The sequence below is a fragment of the Cupriavidus sp. CuC1 genome (genome assembly GCF_044627735.1).
GTDB classification, from domain to species: domain Bacteria; phylum Pseudomonadota; class Gammaproteobacteria; order Burkholderiales; family Burkholderiaceae; genus Cupriavidus; species Cupriavidus ulmosensis.
The window spans coordinates 15,536-30,847 of record NZ_JBIUHC010000035.1; the positions used below are offsets into that span (position 1 = coordinate 15,536).

Annotated in this window: 15 protein-coding genes; 14 read left to right on the forward strand and 1 reads right to left on the reverse strand. The window is 62.8% G+C overall.

The window, feature by feature from the left end:
* Positions 1-149 precede the first annotated feature (149 nt).
* From nac to ppc, 13 genes are all read left to right on the forward strand, one after another.
* The gene (nac, locus tag ACGLHR_RS17025; RefSeq protein WP_400095387.1) at positions 150-1,091 is read left to right on the forward strand and encodes a nitrogen assimilation transcriptional regulator NAC; all 942 of its coding nucleotides are present in this window, start codon (positions 150-152) and stop codon (positions 1,089-1,091) included.
* A gap of 90 nt (positions 1,092-1,181) precedes the next feature.
* Positions 1,182-1,634, forward strand: coding sequence for an acetyl-CoA carboxylase biotin carboxyl carrier protein (locus ACGLHR_RS17030; RefSeq protein WP_400095388.1), 453 nt, complete (start codon positions 1,182-1,184; stop codon positions 1,632-1,634).
* A 15-nt stretch (positions 1,635-1,649) separates the two neighbouring features.
* Positions 1,650-3,017 (forward strand): acetyl-CoA carboxylase biotin carboxylase subunit, encoded by a 1,368-nt coding sequence (gene accC / locus ACGLHR_RS17035; RefSeq protein WP_400095390.1) that lies wholly within the window; start codon positions 1,650-1,652, stop codon positions 3,015-3,017.
* 12 nt (positions 3,018-3,029) lie between these two features.
* Positions 3,030-3,689 carry a 5-oxoprolinase subunit PxpB gene (gene pxpB, locus ACGLHR_RS17040; protein WP_400095392.1) on the forward strand — a complete coding sequence of 220 codons (660 nt, stop codon included), beginning with the start codon at positions 3,030-3,032 and terminating at the stop codon, positions 3,687-3,689.
* Complete coding sequence (locus ACGLHR_RS17045) at positions 3,686-4,678, forward strand: biotin-dependent carboxyltransferase family protein (protein WP_400095394.1); 993 nt, start codon at positions 3,686-3,688, stop codon at positions 4,676-4,678. The genes pxpB and ACGLHR_RS17045 overlap by 4 nt, the downstream gene beginning before the upstream one ends.
* Before the next feature lies 1 nt (position 4,679).
* The gene (locus ACGLHR_RS17050) at positions 4,680-5,099 is read left to right on the forward strand and encodes an acetyl-CoA carboxylase biotin carboxyl carrier protein (protein ID WP_400095395.1); all 420 of its coding nucleotides are present in this window, start codon (positions 4,680-4,682) and stop codon (positions 5,097-5,099) included.
* A gap of 12 nt (positions 5,100-5,111) precedes the next feature.
* Positions 5,112-5,912 carry a LamB/YcsF family protein gene (locus ACGLHR_RS17055; RefSeq protein ID WP_400095397.1) on the forward strand — a complete coding sequence of 267 codons (801 nt, stop codon included), beginning with the start codon at positions 5,112-5,114 and terminating at the stop codon, positions 5,910-5,912.
* A 345-nt stretch (positions 5,913-6,257) separates the two neighbouring features.
* Positions 6,258-7,010: an SDR family oxidoreductase gene (locus ACGLHR_RS17060; RefSeq protein ID WP_400095398.1), complete on the forward strand. Its 753-nt coding sequence runs from the start codon at positions 6,258-6,260 to the stop codon at positions 7,008-7,010.
* A 13-nt stretch (positions 7,011-7,023) separates the two neighbouring features.
* A complete protein-coding gene (locus ACGLHR_RS17065; RefSeq protein ID WP_318234543.1) occupies positions 7,024-7,725 on the forward strand; it encodes an amino acid ABC transporter permease in 702 nt (233 codons plus the stop codon).
* A gap of 3 nt (positions 7,726-7,728) precedes the next feature.
* Entirely contained in the window at positions 7,729-8,475 is a 747-nt protein-coding gene (locus ACGLHR_RS17070) for an amino acid ABC transporter permease (RefSeq protein WP_400095400.1), read from the forward strand.
* Between the two features lie 24 nt (positions 8,476-8,499).
* Positions 8,500-9,234, forward strand: a complete 735-nt coding sequence (locus ACGLHR_RS17075) for an amino acid ABC transporter ATP-binding protein (RefSeq protein ID WP_318234545.1) — start codon at positions 8,500-8,502, stop codon at positions 9,232-9,234.
* A gap of 34 nt (positions 9,235-9,268) precedes the next feature.
* Complete coding sequence (locus ACGLHR_RS17080) at positions 9,269-10,111, forward strand: ABC transporter substrate-binding protein (RefSeq protein ID WP_318234546.1); 843 nt, start codon at positions 9,269-9,271, stop codon at positions 10,109-10,111.
* Between the two features lie 34 nt (positions 10,112-10,145).
* Positions 10,146-12,920 (forward strand): phosphoenolpyruvate carboxylase, encoded by a 2,775-nt coding sequence (gene ppc, locus ACGLHR_RS17085; RefSeq protein WP_400095401.1) that lies wholly within the window; start codon positions 10,146-10,148, stop codon positions 12,918-12,920.
* A 90-nt stretch (positions 12,921-13,010) separates the two neighbouring features.
* On the opposite strand, the gene ACGLHR_RS17090 is transcribed toward ppc, so the two are convergent.
* Positions 13,011-13,928 carry a LysR family transcriptional regulator gene (locus ACGLHR_RS17090; protein WP_400095403.1) on the reverse strand — a complete coding sequence of 306 codons (918 nt, stop codon included), beginning with the start codon at positions 13,926-13,928 and terminating at the stop codon, positions 13,011-13,013.
* Positions 13,929-14,084: 156 nt separating this feature from the next.
* On the opposite strand from ACGLHR_RS17090, the gene ACGLHR_RS17095 reads away from it, so the two are divergent.
* Positions 14,085-15,290, forward strand: coding sequence for a pyridoxal phosphate-dependent aminotransferase (locus ACGLHR_RS17095; protein ID WP_400095404.1), 1,206 nt, complete (start codon positions 14,085-14,087; stop codon positions 15,288-15,290).
* Positions 15,291-15,312: the final 22 nt, after the last annotated feature.

The window sequence follows — 15,312 nt, forward strand, 5'->3', positions numbered from 1 at the left end:
GCGGCGGCCGCGGAAGGCCAAGATGACTCCAGTATGTCCAGATAGGAAACACCTATAGGTGCGGACCTGCTAATGCCCTAACCTCCTGTATTCAGCCCTTGCGAGCAAGAAGATAATGGGGTTGTAAATCCCCGCGGATAGGAGGTAACTTGAACTTCAGGCGATTGAGGTATTTCGTAAAGATTGTCGACATCGGCAGTGTGACGCAGGCAGCCGATTTGCTTCATGTCGCACAACCCTCCTTGAGCCAGCAAATGGCAACGCTGGAAGGCGAGGTGCGCCAGCAGCTACTGCTGCGCACCAAGCAAGGCGTGATCCCCACCGAAGCGGGCAAAGTGCTGTACCGGCATGCCCAGGCGATCTTGCGCCAGGTCGATCAGGCAAAGGTGGAGATGAAGACGGCTGGACAGGGCCTCTCGGGCGCAGTCTCGGTAGGGCTGGCGCCCGGAACCGCCGCCGCAGCGCTGGCTTTGCCGTTGTTGCGCACGGTCCGGGCCCGCCACCCCGGGATCCTGCTTTACCTGAATGAGAGTTACGGCAGCACGCTGTCGGAACTGATCATGAACGGACGCATGGACATGGCAGTCCTCTACGGCGGCAAGACGCCTGTCCATGGGCTCTCGTTCCTGCCGCTGCTGAAGGAACCGCTCTATGTGGTCGGCCCCGAAAGCATGCCGGCGCCGCCGGATGAGGTGCCGCTGCCTATGCTCGGGGACATCGATCTGTACCTGGCGCGACCTTACAACGTGGTGCGCAGGCTGGTCGATGAAGCGTTCAATGCGATCGGCATGGCGCCGCGCGTGCTGGCCGAAATCGAATCGGCCAGCACGCTGAAGGCGATTGTCGCGGACGGGCTGGGGGCGACCATCCTGCCAGCCTCGATGGCGCGGGAGGTGGCGATGTCCTGCGACGCCTGGCAGTGCCGCATCGTCGAGCCGGTGATCGAGGCGCCCTTGGCGTTGTGCCAGTCTGGCCACCAGCCACTGTCCGAGCCGGCCCAGGCAATCAAGGAGATTCTGCTGGAATTGGTCGCCGGGCTGGCGGGCAACCTGCTTCTCTGCGACCGGGCGGAGAACCGGGAGGCGTCATAAGACGTTCCTATCGGGGCACAGACAAACCGTCTTGGTACTGAAGGGCAGAGGCCGATACTGTGTTCACCAACAGCTATGAAGTGAACGCACATGGATCTCACGCACATCAAACAGCTCATCGACGTCATGGCGGCCTCCGACATGGCCGAGATGAGCTTCAGTCAGCACGGATGGACGTTGCGCCTGGCGCGGCATATTTCCGGGGGAGCTAGCGGTGATCCCGCTCCCCCACCGACCCTTCCCTGTACGCAGCCCCGGCCACTGGGGCAGCCCTCCCCGCCCTCCGAGCCTGTTTCTCCCGTACCGGAGGGGCGTGAATTGCTGGCTCCACTTTTCGGCATCGTGCACCTGCGGCCCGCGCCCGACGAGCCGGCGTTCGTGCAGCCGGGCCAGACCGTGGAGGCCGGCCAGACCGTGTGCGTCATCGAAGCGATGAAGGTTTTCAACGCCGTGCTCGCCGAGCGCGATGGCATGGTCGAGACCGTGCTGGTCGAGTCCGGGAACGAAGTGGACGCCGGCCAACCCTTGATCCGATTCGCTTGAGCGCCGAGGTTCGTCATGTTTGACACTGTCTTGATTGCCAATCGCGGCGAGATTGCCTTGCGTATCCAGCGCGCCTGTCGCGGGCTGGGCTTGCGCACGGTGGCCGTGTATTCGGAGGCTGATCGCGAAGCCGTCTACGTGCGCCAGGCCGACCAGGCCCTATGCATTGGCCCAGCGTCTCCCACCCATAGTTACCTTAACCAGGCAGCGCTGCTGGCCGCGGCGCGCGTCAGTGGGGCCCAGGCCATCCACCCCGGCTATGGATTCCTGTCCGAGAACGCTGGCTTCGTCGAACGTGTGACTGACGCGGGTCTCACTTTCATCGGCCCCAGCGCCGCCTGTATTCGCACGATGGGTGACAAGGTAAGTGCCAAACGCGCAATGCGCGAAGCCGGTGTGCCCTGCGTACCGGGTCCCGACACGTCCCTTCCCGATGATCCGGCCGAGGTGTTGGCGATCGCGCGCGATGTCGGCTACCCCGTCATTGTCAAGGCTGCGGGCGGTGGCGGCGGACGTGGCATGCGGGTCGTGCACCAAGAGGCGGGACTGCTGGATGCGCTGGCGCTGACGCGCGAAGAGGCGCGCCGTGCCTTCGGCAATCCGGAGGTCTACATCGAGAAGTTCCTGACCCACCCGCGCCACGTCGAAATCCAGGTACTGGCCGATGGCCACAACCAGGCGCTATGGCTTGGCAGCAGAGACTGCTCGCTGCAGCGCCGGCACCAGAAAGTTCTGGAAGAGGCGCCGGCGCCTGGCATCGATCCCTCGCTGATCGCAGCGGTTGGCGAGCGCTGCGCCGCGGCCTGCCGGCAAATTGGCTACTGCGGCGTCGGTACCTTCGAGTTTCTCTACGAGAACGGGGCATTCTATTTCATCGAGATGAACACCCGGCTGCAGGTCGAGCACCCGGTCACCGAAATGACCACCGGCATCGACATCGTCCAGCAGCAGATCCGCGTGGCACGCGGCGAGCGCCTCACACTGCCACAGGCCCAGGTGGCTTGCCGGGGGCATGCGCTGGAGTGCCGCATCAATGCGGAGCACCCGGACAGTTTCGCCCCCGCGCCCGGGAAAATCATCGACTGGCAGTTGCCTGGCGGCTATGGCGTACGCATTGACAGTCATGCCGGCCCCGGCTATCGGGTCCCGGCGCACTATGACTCGATGATTGCAAAGCTCATCGTGCATGGCGCCACCCGCGAGGATGCGCTGGCCCGCATGCGCCTGGCACTGGACGAGATGCAGGTGGGGGGCATTGCCACCAACTTGCCCATGCACCGGGAAATCGTTCGGGACGAGGATTTTGAAAAGGGTGGGGTCGACATCCATCACCTGGAACGTTGGCTGCAGGCGCGCGCCGCGCGGCCTGCCGAGACGCACTGAAGGATCTTGAGCATGACCATCGAGACGGGGACCATCAGCCTCCTGGGCACCACTGCCTTGCTATTCGAAGCGCCAGGTGAGCTGAGCCTGACTACCCAGCAACGCCTGTGGGCGCTGGCGCAGGAGGCCGAAGCATGGCCCGAGGTGCGCGAAGCCGTGCCCGGCATGAATAACCTGATGTTGAGCTTCATGCGCCCGCCGGCAAGGCTGGCGGAAATCGAAACCCGTCTGCGCGAGGCCTGGCTTGCCGTCACGCCGCTGGCTCGCGACGGGCGCCTGATCGAGCTGCCAGTGATCTATGGCGGAGCACCGGGCCCGCATATGGCCGACGTGGTGAACCACACGGGTCTGTCCGTGGATGAGATCGTTGAGCGTCACAGCGCGCCGCTCTATCACGTTTTTGCGCTTGGCAGCCATCCGGGCTATTGCTATCTCGGCGGCATGGATCCCCGCATTGCCACGCCGCGACGCAAGGTGCCTGTCTTGAGCATTCCCGGCGGCGCAGTGTCCATCGGCGGGGCGCAGACAGGCGTTTCGGCCTCCGATGGGCCTAGCGGTTGGAACACCATTGGCAGCTCCGAGATGTGTTTTTTTGACCCGCAGAGGAACCCGCCCGCGTTGCTGCAGCCGGGGGACGTACTGCGCTTTCGTGTCGAGAAGGTGATTCGATGATCGAGATCCTCTCTGCCAGCGCGCTGGCCACCGTCCAGGATCTGGGCCGCCTGGGTGCGCTCCGTTGGGGAGTCGGCACTTCGGGCGCAATGGACCCGCTTGCGCTGGCCGCCGGCAACCTCTTGCTGGGCAACGACGAGGGAGCGGCAGGCATCGAAGTGCCGGTCTTCCCATTCCTGGTGCGCTTTACACACGACTGCCGTTTCGCGCTGACCGGTGCGGATTGTGCCGCACAGCTTGACGATCAGCCGCTGCTGCCATGGTGGGTGCATGAGGCCCGAGCCGGACAGACCCTGCGCCTGGGCGTGCCGCAGCTTGGGCCCATCCCCGCCTGCCGGGCCTATCTTTGTCTGGCTGGCGGCGTAGACGTGCCGGTAGCCCTGGGGTCACGCAGTACCCAATTGCGCGGTGCCTTCGGCGGTCTCGACGGGCGTGCGCTGAAGCGTGGCGACGTGCTGCAGGCAATCTCGCCGGGGCTTGGCAAGGGGGCTGGCAGCGCCGGCATCGGCCTGGTGCCGCCGGCCTTCTGCTTGCCGCTGTTGGTGGACGGCGCTGCGGCGATGCGCGTGCTGCCTGCCGCGGAGTATGGACTCTACACCGAGGCATCGCAGCGCAGCTTCTGGTCCGAGCCATGGAAGATCACCGCGCAGAGCGACCGTTACGGGTATCGGCTCGCCGGCCCGTCGTTGGCGGCGCGCCAACCGATCGAAATGCGCTCACATGGCATTGTCCCCGGCGTCGTCCAGGTGCCGCCTGGCGGGCAGCCCATCGTGCAGATGCGCGATGCCCAGCCCTCGGGCGGCTACCCCAAGCTGGGCACCGTGATCGAAGCGGACCTGTGGCGGCTGGGGCAGGCGCCGATCGGCAGCCACGTGCGCTTTATCGAAACCACGTGGGACGAGGCCGTCGCGGCCTTGGGCGAAGTCGAGGGGTGGCTAGCCGACGTACGGCGCCTGGTCGGCTTGCATAGCGCAACAGGAGGGCGCTGAGATGGAACTCGAACACATTCGCCAACTCTGCGCATGGCTCGCGGCAACCGATATTGCCGAGCTCGATCTGCAAGGCCCGGGCGTCCATCTTTGCCTGCGGCGCGAAGGTGCAACCGTGCAGGAGATCGTCGCGTTGCCGACGCCGACGCCGACGCCAACAGCGGCCGGCAGTCTCGCGTTGCCCGAAATCGTGCGTGCTGCCTCCGTAGGTGTGTTCCGTCACCGGCACCCCCAGCGCAGCGCCCCGCTCGCTGCCGTGGGCTCTGCGGTGCGCGCGTCGCAGGCGTTGGGCCTGTTGCAGATCGGGCCGTTGCTGCTGCCGGTGACGGCCCCGCACGAGGCGGTGGTGCTGGACATCCCGGAGCCCGACGGCGCGGTGGTGGGCTGGGGCACGCCGCTCGTGGTACTTAGTGCTTCCTGACCTGGGGTTTACATGGAAATTGATCTCAATGCCGATCTGGGCGAGGGCTATGGCCCGTGGCGCATGGGCGACGACGAGGCGCTGATGTCGCTGATTTCTTCGGCCAATGTGGCGTGTGGCTTCCACGCCGGTGACCCGCTCATCATGGACCGTACCGTGCGCCTGGCGCTTCAGCGCGGCGTCGATGTAGGCGCCCATGTGGGCTTCCCCGATCGGCAGGGTTTCGGGCGGCGGCTGATGCAGATCGATTTGCCTGATCTCGCAGCGATGGTCACGTACCAGCTCGGGGCATTGGCCGGCATCGCCCGCGCGCGGGGCAGCCGGATGACGCACATGAGCTTTCATGGCGCTCTGGGCAACAAGGCAGCAGCCGATCCAGCGTGGGCCGATCCACTTCTGGATGCGGTAGCGGCTTTTGATTCAACCCTCATTGTCAGCACTTCCAGCAGCCAGGCGATCGAAGGTGCGGCCACCAGGCTCGGGTTGCCCGTCGCCGTCAGCTTCCTCGCAGACCGCGCCTACGACGACCAAGGCTTGCTCGTAAGCCGGGCCCTGCCCGGGGCTGTGATCCACGACGAAGAGCGGGTCCTGGCCCGCGTGCGGCGCCTGTTGACGGAAGGCACGGTCGTGACGCACACCGGCAACACGTTGCCGATGCGGCCGCGTTCAATCCTTGTCCATGGGGACACGCCCGGGGCTGTAGCGCTCACACTACGTTTGCGAGAAGAAATCGAGTCCCTTGGCGGCCGCATTGTGCCGATCTCGCAGCAGCTCGCGCACGTTCCCGGTGCAACAACATCTAAACAGTATTGATAGGTCGCCAATCCGAATAGCGTCGTGCCCACGCCATTTTGTGGCATGGCCAGAACGAAAGCGCAGGCCCGGACCGACATCTACGGATCGTGATCTGTCCGGGTCACCAAGTCTTCACCATTTTGGCTCGCCTGACCGTGCATGGCCGCACGGCAATGGTGCGTTATTTTGCAGCGGCACAGCTGGTCATCATGCTTTTGCAGCCGCATTTCCAGCTAGTAGTATCTGGTCTTCGTATTAGGGTTACCCCGACATAAGAGGGTCCTATCTCGCCAAAGACATTCCATCTTGGCGTAAAAGGCCAGCGCTCGATAAATTGACATCAAGCCATCGTACAGGATTCATATGCCTTTCTCAGACTACAAAACAGCCTTGGTCACCGGCGCTTCTTCCGGCATCGGTGCCGCCGTCGTCGAACGTTTGTGTCGCGAAGGCCTGCAGGTGCATGCCCTGGCACGTGGCGCAGACGCGCTCGCCGCCCTGGCCGGGCGTACGGGCTGCATCCCACATGCGATCGACGTGACTGACTTGGCCAGCATCACAAGACTAGCGAAGGAGGTGAGCTTCGACGTCCTGGTCAACAACGCTGGCGTGGATCGCCCCGGCTCCCTGCTCAACGCCGATGCCGATGGCATCGATCTCCTGGTAGACGTGAACTTGCGGGCGGTCTTGCATCTGTGCCGACTGGTGCTTCCGGGCATGGTAGCGCGCGATCGCGGCCATGTGGTCAACATCAGTTCGATTGCCGGCGCATACAATTTCGGCGGCAACTCCACCTATCACGCGACCAAGGCAGCGGTGAGCATGCTGTCGCGGCAATTGCGCATCGATGCCTACGGCAAGCGCGTGCGTGTCACCGAGATCTGCCCGGGGCGCGTCGCCACCGACATCTTCGCCCACGTGCATGGCGACAGTGCCGAAACCTATGAGCGCTTCGTCAAGGGCTTCGAGCTGCCGCAGGCCGCCGATATCGCCGATGCAATCGCCTTTGCCATTGCCGCGCCGGTCGCCGTCAATATCGGGCACATGGAGATCACGCCGACGCTGCAGGTGCCCGGTGGCCTCTCTACGATGCGCCCCGAACCATTGCAAGACTGAGCGGGGCCGAATCATGCATGGCTTCGATCTGATGGCGATCCTGCTGAACCCCGAGTTCAGCCGTATGCTGATTGAGGGCGTAAAGATGACGCTGTTGATCGCCGGCGGCTCTTGGGCGCTGGCGATGGCGCTGGCCTTCCTGTTGCTGACGCTGCGACTGACGCCCAACCGGCTGGCGGAGCGCTTCGTTGCCGGCTATGTCTCGTACCACTGTAACGTGCCGACGTTGGTCCAACTGATGCTCTGGTACTTCGGCATCTCCAGCCTGCTGCCTGACCCGATGCAGGCGTGGGTTGGAGAGCATCACGCCGAGGTCTTGTTTTCCATCGTCGCACTAGGCTTGTGCCAGGCCGCCTACTTTAGCGAGGACCTGCGCTCCGGCCTTCGCGCGATCCCCCCGGGGCAGGAGGAGGCCGCCCGGGCACTCGGCAATAGCTTCCTTGGCGCCATGCGCTATGTGCTGATGCCGCAGGCTGTGCGCAATGCACTGCCGGCATTGATCAACCACAGCGTTTCGCTCTTCAAGAACAGTAGCCTGGCGATGGCCATCGGCGTGTCGGAGATGACCCATGCGGTCAAGGAGATCGAGAACACCAGTTTCCGCGCCTTCGAATCCTACCTGCTTGCGACAGTAATGTACCTGGCCTTCTCGCTCCTTATCATGGCCGCCGGTGCTTGGCTGGCCCGCCGCTTCCGCGTCGTAGCAGGGAGGTGAACCATGACGACACTGATCGACATCCTGCGCGAAAACTGGTTGCTGCTGCTGATTGGCCAGTACCCGAATGGACCCTTGGGCGGGATCGCTTGCACGCTGATTCTATCGGTGCTCGGTATCCTGCTTGCGTTTCCGCTGAGCGTACTGCTGGCGCTGGCGCGACTGTCGCCTTGGCGCTTGCTACGTGCTCCGGCCACGGCGCTGGTGTATGTGGTGCGGGGCGTGCCTCTGCTGATGATCATCCTGTGGGTGTACTTCCTCGTTCCACTACTGATCGGGCACAACGTTTCAGGCTTTACCACGATGCTGTGCACGCTGGTCATCTACGAAGGCGCTTACCTTTGCGAGGTGGTGCGAGCCGGTATCGAGGCACTGCCGAAAGGGCAGATGGAGGCGGCGCGGGCTCTGGGGCATAGCTACCTTGGGGCCATGCGCTTGGTGATCCTTCCGCAAGCGCTTTACAACATGCTGCCGAGCATGCTGGCGCAGTTCGTCTCGACCATCAAGGAAACAACGCTCGGCTATGTGATCAATGTGCCAGAGCTGACCTTCGCGGCCAATCAGATCAACAATGCGCTGCTGACCAAGCCCTTCCATGTCTTCTTCCTGCTGGCGGTGATTTATTTCGTCGTGTGCTGGAGCTTGACGCGTGCAGCTCGCGAACTGGAGCTTCGAATCGCGGCCAAGCGGGCAGGGAAAGCCTCCACTCGGACATCGATTGCTCCCCAGCCGTTGGCCGTTGAACCATAAGTGCTCACTAATTGAGTCATCGACATGATCAAGTTCTCTAATGTCTGCAAATGGTACGGCGACTACTGTGCCTTGAACAATATCAACGCGGAGGTCAAGAAGGGTGAAGTCGTTGTCGTCTGCGGGCCTTCAGGCTCTGGCAAGTCTACCCTCATCCGCACGGTTAACCGGTTGGAGGAAATCAGGTCCGGCGAGATACTGTTCGACGGAAATAACGTACATGCGCCAATGAGTAGCGACGCGCTCAACAAGGTGCGCAGCCATATTGGCTTTGTGTTCCAGAGCTTCAACCTCTTTCCCCATCTGTCGGTGCTCGAGAACATCGTGCTGTCGCCCATGCGAGTACGCGGGGTCCGTCGCGCCGAGGCTCGGGACAAGGCGATGCAGCTGCTGGAACGGGTTGGCCTGGCAAACAAGGCTGACGCCTATCCGACGCAGCTCTCCGGTGGCCAGCAGCAGCGAGTGGCCATTGCACGGGCCCTGGCAATGGAACCACCCGCCATGCTGTTCGACGAGCCGACCAGCGCGCTCGACCCGGAGATGGTCGGCGAGGTGCTGGCCGTGATGCGTAGTCTGGCAAACGAAGGCATGACCATGATGTGCGTGACGCACGAAATGAACTTCGCACGAGAGGTCGCCGACCGCGTGTGGTTCATGGACGCCGGTTCCATCCTGGAAGTCGCCGAGCCGAATGCCTTCTTTCGTGACCCGCAGCACCCCCGCGCAAAACGCTTTTTGTCGGACCTGCGCTCGCATTGAATCATCCCTGTTCCCTAATATTTAGGAGTCTGATATGTCGGTTTATTCCACCGCTGCACGCCTGGCTGTCCTCGCCTGCCTGGGCACTGCTCCTTTTGCGGCCTTGGCCGACCAATGGGCGGAGATACAGAAGAACAAGGAGTTGCGTTGTGGCACCTTCGCCGATGTGCCTCCATTCGCTGCACCGGATCCGAAAACCCGGGAGATGGTGGGTTTTGACGTTGAGATGTGCCAAACGCTGGCAAAGCACCTGGGTGTGGTAGCCAAGATCACCCCATTGTCGGTCGAGGCACGCGTGCCCGAAGTCAAGATGGGCCGGGTCGACGTGACGGTGGCGAACCTGGCCTACACGCTCGGTCGTGCGGAGCAGATCCAATTCAGCGATCCTTACTACCTCGCCAAGGAAATGCTAGCCGTGAAGGCTAGCGATCCGGGCACGAGCAAGGCCGACTACAAGGGAAAGCGCCTGGCGGCGGCCAAAGGTTCGACGTCCGAATTGTCGATCAAGATGAACGGGTCGGACCCGGTGACCTTCCAGGATACGGGCTCCGCCTATATGGCTGTGCAGCAGGGCAAGGCATTGGGCATCGTGTCCAACACGATGACGGTCACGAAGCTGGTGAATCAGTCGAAGAGCGGTGGGATCGAGCTGAAGATGATCGCCGAGCCAATGACCTATCAGCCGATCGGCGTGGGTATGAAGAAGGGCGAACCGGTGCTGCTGGCCAAGGTGAACGAGGCGTTGCTGGCCATGGACAAGGCAGGCGAGATCAACCAGCTCTGGAACAAGTGGCTGGGCCCTAACACCGAATACAAGATGGTGCGTGAAGACAAGGTCGTCCCCTTGAGCGAACTGAAATTCACGCCCATTCCTTGAAATCACTTTCGACGCTGAAGTCCCGCTTATCTCTATGACGAACGATGCTACCGATAAGGACCGCCCCCTCGTTGAGGACATTCGCTTGCTGGGGCGTATCCTGGGCGAGGTGCTCCGCGCGCAGGAGGGCAAGGAGGTCTACGATCTGGTGGAAGGGGTGCGCCAGCTCTCGGTGGCATATCGGCTCAAGCGTGACGAAGGCGCCGGCAAAGGGCTCGACCAATTATTGAAGAGCCTCTCCAACGAACAGATGCTGAGCGTGATCCGCGCATTCAGCTACTTCTCGCACCTGGCCAACATTGCGGAGGACCAGCACCATGTGCGCCGTCGCGATGTTCATGAGCGCCGGGGCGACTTGCAGACTGGCTCCCTTGCCCTGAGCTTCAAGCGCCTTGCCCAGGCCGATCTGCGCGCCGCCGACATTGCGAGCATGCTGAACCGGGCCTACATTTCGCCGGTGCTTACCGCGCATCCAAGCGAGGTGCAGCGCAAGAGCATCCTGGATGCCGAGCGCGCCATCGCCGACCTGGTCAGGGAGCGAGACCAGCTGCACATCGAGGCTCAGCGTGACGACAACGAGGAACGCCTGAGGGCAAGGGTGACGCAACTCTGGCAGACGCGGATGTTGCGCTATACCAAGCTCACCGTTGCGGATGAGATCGAGAACGCGCTGGGCTACTACCGCTCCACCTTCCTGCTTCAGATTCCGCGGCTTTATCGCAGCATCGAGAAGGCGCTGCCCGGCCAGGATATCGCCACCTTTTTCCGCATGGGCAACTGGATCGGTGGCGACCGGGATGGCAATCCGTTCGTCAATGCGGAGACGCTTCGCTATGCACTATCGCGGCAATCCGAGACCGCCTTGCGCCACTACCTGACGGAAGTGCACTTGCTTGGCGCCGAACTATCGATGTCCGACATGCTGGTGGCGGTGACGGACGAGATGGCGGCGCTTGCCCAGCGCTCCGGGGACCAAAACCCGCACCGCAACGATGAACCCTACCGGCGCGCCTTGGCGGGCATGTATTCTCGCTTGGCCGCGACCCTGCGGGAGCGCACCGGCACCGAAGCACTACGCCACGCTCTGCCGCCCCAGAACCCCTATGCCGGCGCCGAGGATTTCCTGGCTGACTTGCGGATCATCGAGTCCTCGCTGCGCGATCATCGGGGCGAGGCATTGATCGCGGCCCGCCTGGCGCCGCTGATGCGCGCTGTGAAGGTCTTCGGTTTCCACCTGGCCACAGTCGACCTGCGGCAGAGTTCCGAGCAACACGAAGCCGTGCTTGCGGAACTCCTCAAGGTGGCCCAGGTGGAGAGCGATTACCTGGCGCTCGACGAGACCTCCCGCCGTATATTGCTCCTGCGGCTGCTGAAGGAGGCTCGGCCGCTACGGGTGTTGGGCGCGCAATACTCGGACCTGGTTCGATCCGAACTTGCGGTTTTTGAAGCCGCCGGCGAGATTCTGGCGCGGTACGGCCGCCCAGCAATCCGGCACTACATCATCTCGCATACCAGGGACGTCAGCGACCTGCTGGAGGTGTTGCTGCTACAGAAGGAAGCGGGGCTGATGCGCGGAGGGCTCGATAGTCCGACGGCAACTTGTGACCTCATCGTAACGCCGCTGTTCGAGACGATTGCTGACCTGCGCAATGCGGCTTCCATCATGCGGGCCTTCTATGCGTTGCCTGGTGTCACTGACCTGGTGAAGCGTTCCGGGGCCGAGCAGGACATCATGCTGGGATACAGCGACAGCAACAAAGACGGTGGCTTTTTCACCAGCAACTGGGAGCTATACACGGCGGAATTGGCATTGGTGGAGCATTTCGATGCCCTGAAGGCAATGCACGGGATCACGCTGCGGCTTTTTCACGGCCGTGGCGGTACGGTGGGCCGTGGCGGCGGGCCACAGTACCAGGCCATTCTGGCTCAGCCGCCTGGCACGGTAGGCGGCCAGATACGATTGACGGAGCAGGGTGAGGTGATCGCTTCCAAGTACACCAATCCGGAGATCGGCATACGCAACCTGGAAACCCTGGTAGCCGCCACCATGGAGGCGACACTTTTACCGACTTCAAAGGGCCCGCCCACGATCTTCCTGCAGGCCGCGGCCGCGATATCTGAAGCCAGCATGATGGCCTACAGAAAGCTGGTCTATGAAACCCCTGGCTTTTCTGACTACTTTTTCACCGCGACGCCAATCCGGGAGATATCCGATCTCAACATTGGCTCACGGCCAGCCTCCCGTAAGGCAAGTTGGACGATTGAGGATTTGCGTGCCATCCCGTGGGGCTTCAGTTGGGGCCAGTGCCGTGTTGCGATACCGGGCTGGTACGGGTTTGGGAGCGGGATTGACCGCTACCTGGGAGACTTGGGCAGCAATGGCTATGCCGATCGTTTATCGCTGCTTCGGCGCATGGAGGCAGAATGGCCGTTCTTTCGCACCATGCTTTCCAACCTGGACATGGTGCTGGCCAAAACGGACCTCGGCATCGCATCCCGATACGCGGAGTTGGTCGAGGACCAGCATCTGGGTCAGACGATCTTCGGGCTGATCCAGGACGAGTACGCACGCACTGGGCAGGCGCTATATCAAATTACCGGTGAAGAGCGGCGCCTGTCCGATAATCCCACGTTGGCGCGCTCGATCGAGCACCGTTTCCCCTACCTCGATCCGCTTAATCACCTGCAGGTGGAGCTGATGCGACGATATCGGAACAGTGTGGATGGCGATCCCGCGAACGAGCGAGTGCAACGTGGCATTCATCTGTCAATCAATGGCGTGGCCGCAGGCCTGCGCAACACTGGGTGACCGAGGCGTGCGCGGGGCGCCGTGCGCATCTTCTTATTGCGCCGCTCCCCGACACGATGCGTACTGCGATTCAATGTGCGCGCGATGCGCTCACCGCGCAACCGCAAGATCATGCGGGCCACGCGAGAAATCGCACACAAGCCTGCTGACCTCGGCAATGACATCCAGCGCCGCGCTGAAGGCATCGTCCCGGTACACGGCGGAATAAACCAGCGGCGGCGGCATGGGGTCGCTTTTCACCACGCGCAAGAGCCCTTGCTCGATATCGGCGGCAAAGTAGTCCAGCGCAAGCTGGCTGATGCCGAGTCCTTCGATGGTCAGCGCTCTTAATACGGTCAGGCTGTTGGTCGCAAATACCTTCTTGAACTTGAATCCATGCTCGCGGCGCCAGGCGCCGTAAAAGGTGTTCTTCGCGGACCCGATGGATTGCTCCAGCACTGGATACTGGGCAAATTCTTCCGGCTGCAGCGGCCTGTCGGGTAGCGCGAGGGTAGGGCTTGCCATCCACAGGTCTTCCACGCGGCCCACCTCCACCGTCTTGTAGGCTTCGCCCCAGAACGTGCCCGGCAGGATCGCCAGGTCGATCTTGTTTGCCTCCAGGCTCTCGAACAGGTTCATGCCCGCATCGACCACGGGCTCCAATTGAAGCTCCGGATGCCGGTTCTTCAGTTCCTTGAGCAGCTTGGTCAGCCAGGTCAGTGCGATGAGCTCGGTGACACCGATCCGGTAGGTCCCGGTGAGCTTGTCGACCTGTCCCACCTCCGCATCGATCCGCTCGCGCAGCCGCATGGCTTCTTCGGCGAGGATCAGGAGCCGGCTTCCGGCATGCGTGGGCACGAGGCCCTTTGGCGTGCGATGGACGAGTTGCACGCCCAGGACCGCCTCCAGCTCTCCAACACGCTTGGACATGGCCGATTGCGTTGCGTGGAGCTTGGTGGCCGCTGAGCTGAAGGACGCATGCGTCACACAGAAGTAGAAGGCCTCGAGTTGCTTGAACGTGACAGACATTTGAATTCCGATGGTTCTGCGCGGCGACATATTCTCGCACCAACGATGCCATCCTCACGAAAAAATGGAATACCTGCGCAATCCGATTTCTCGTTTTGCCGGAGCGCCGGGGTGGCGGATACTTTTCTCCCAAGATCCTTTCCATGGCGACGCTTCATGCTCCAGCTCACCGACAGACTTAACCGAATCAAGCCCTCTCCCAGCTCCATGGCGGGACAACGCGTGCGCGAGCTGCGCGCGGCGGGACGCGACGTGATCGGCCTCACTGCCGGCGAGCCGGACTTCGAGACGCCGGCTCACATCCGGGAGGCAGCCTGGGCCGCGATGAACGCCGGCAAGACGCGCTACACCGATGTGGGCGGCACCGCCGAGCTGCGCCACGCCGTCGCGCAAAAATTCAAGCGGGAGAACGGGCTCGACTATGCGGCCAGCGAGATCATCGTCAGCACCGGCGCCAAGCAGGTCATCTTCAATGCGCTCATGTGCACGGTGCAGCAGGGCGACGAGGTCATCGTGCCCGCGCCATACTGGGTGTCGTACCCGGATATCACGTTGTTTGCCGGTGGCGTCCCGGTGTTCGTGGCGTGCCAGCCGGAGAACGGGTTCAAGCTCACGCCCGAGGATCTCGAGCGGGCCATCTCCGCGCGGACCCGCTGGCTGATCCTCAATTCGCCGAACAACCCCAGCGGTGCCGCCTATACCCGCGCGGAGCTGGTCGCCATTGCCGAGGTCCTGGAGCGTCACCCGCACGTCTGGGTGATGACGGATGACATCTACGAGCACCTCACCTACGACAACGCCACCTTTGTCACGCTGGTGCAAGCCGCTCCTTCATTGAAGGCGCGCACGCTGACCATCAACGGCGTCTCGAAGGCTTACGCGATGACGGGCTGGCGCATCGGCTACGCCGGCGCGCCGGCGCCGCTCATCAAGGCGATGGTGAAACTGCAATCGCAAAGCACCTCCGGCGCCAATTCGGTGGCGCAGGCCGCGGCGATCGCTGCGCTGGATGGCCCGCAGGATTTCATCGCGGCCAACAAGGCGGTCTTCCAGGCGCGCCGGGACAGGGTCGTTGCTGCGCTCGGGCAGGTCGACGGCATTCACTGCCAGGCGCCGGCCGGCGCATTCTATGTCTTTGCGTCGTGCGCATCGCTGATCGGCGCGCGCACGCCGCGCGGCACGGTGATCCGGTCCAGCGACGACTGGGTCAACTGGTTGCTGGACTCGCAGGACCTCGCGGTACTGCAGGGTTCCGCCTATGGCGTCGATACGCATTTCCGGCTTTCGTTTGCCGCCAGCATGGCGCAGCTGGACGAGGGCTGCCGCCGGATCGAGGCTGCAGCCGCAGCATTGATTCGCTAGGCATTGCACGACATTCCTTCCA

Bases quoted from the DNA above. Each gene is read 5' to 3' on its own strand.
- ppc (WP_400095401.1), top strand. From the start codon at position 10,146: ATGACGAACGATGCTACCGATAAGGACCGCCCCCTCGTTGAGGACATT.
- ACGLHR_RS17045 (WP_400095394.1), top strand. From the start codon at position 3,686: ATGATCGAGATCCTCTCTGCCAGCGCGCTGGCCACCGTCCAGGATCTG.
- ACGLHR_RS17080 (WP_318234546.1), top strand. From the start codon at position 9,269: ATGTCGGTTTATTCCACCGCTGCACGCCTGGCTGTCCTCGCCTGCCTG.
- ACGLHR_RS17075 (WP_318234545.1), top strand. From the start codon at position 8,500: ATGATCAAGTTCTCTAATGTCTGCAAATGGTACGGCGACTACTGTGCC.
- ACGLHR_RS17090 (WP_400095403.1), bottom strand. From the start codon at position 13,928: ATGTCTGTCACGTTCAAGCAACTCGAGGCCTTCTACTTCTGTGTGACG.
- ACGLHR_RS17095 (WP_400095404.1), top strand. From the start codon at position 14,085: ATGCTCCAGCTCACCGACAGACTTAACCGAATCAAGCCCTCTCCCAGC.
- ACGLHR_RS17065 (WP_318234543.1), top strand. From the start codon at position 7,024: ATGCATGGCTTCGATCTGATGGCGATCCTGCTGAACCCCGAGTTCAGC.
- ACGLHR_RS17030 (WP_400095388.1), top strand. From the start codon at position 1,182: ATGGATCTCACGCACATCAAACAGCTCATCGACGTCATGGCGGCCTCC.
- ACGLHR_RS17050 (WP_400095395.1), top strand. From the start codon at position 4,680: ATGGAACTCGAACACATTCGCCAACTCTGCGCATGGCTCGCGGCAACC.
- accC (WP_400095390.1), top strand. From the start codon at position 1,650: ATGTTTGACACTGTCTTGATTGCCAATCGCGGCGAGATTGCCTTGCGT.
- ACGLHR_RS17070 (WP_400095400.1), top strand. From the start codon at position 7,729: ATGACGACACTGATCGACATCCTGCGCGAAAACTGGTTGCTGCTGCTG.
- pxpB (WP_400095392.1), top strand. From the start codon at position 3,030: ATGACCATCGAGACGGGGACCATCAGCCTCCTGGGCACCACTGCCTTG.
- ACGLHR_RS17055 (WP_400095397.1), top strand. From the start codon at position 5,112: ATGGAAATTGATCTCAATGCCGATCTGGGCGAGGGCTATGGCCCGTGG.
- ACGLHR_RS17060 (WP_400095398.1), top strand. From the start codon at position 6,258: ATGCCTTTCTCAGACTACAAAACAGCCTTGGTCACCGGCGCTTCTTCC.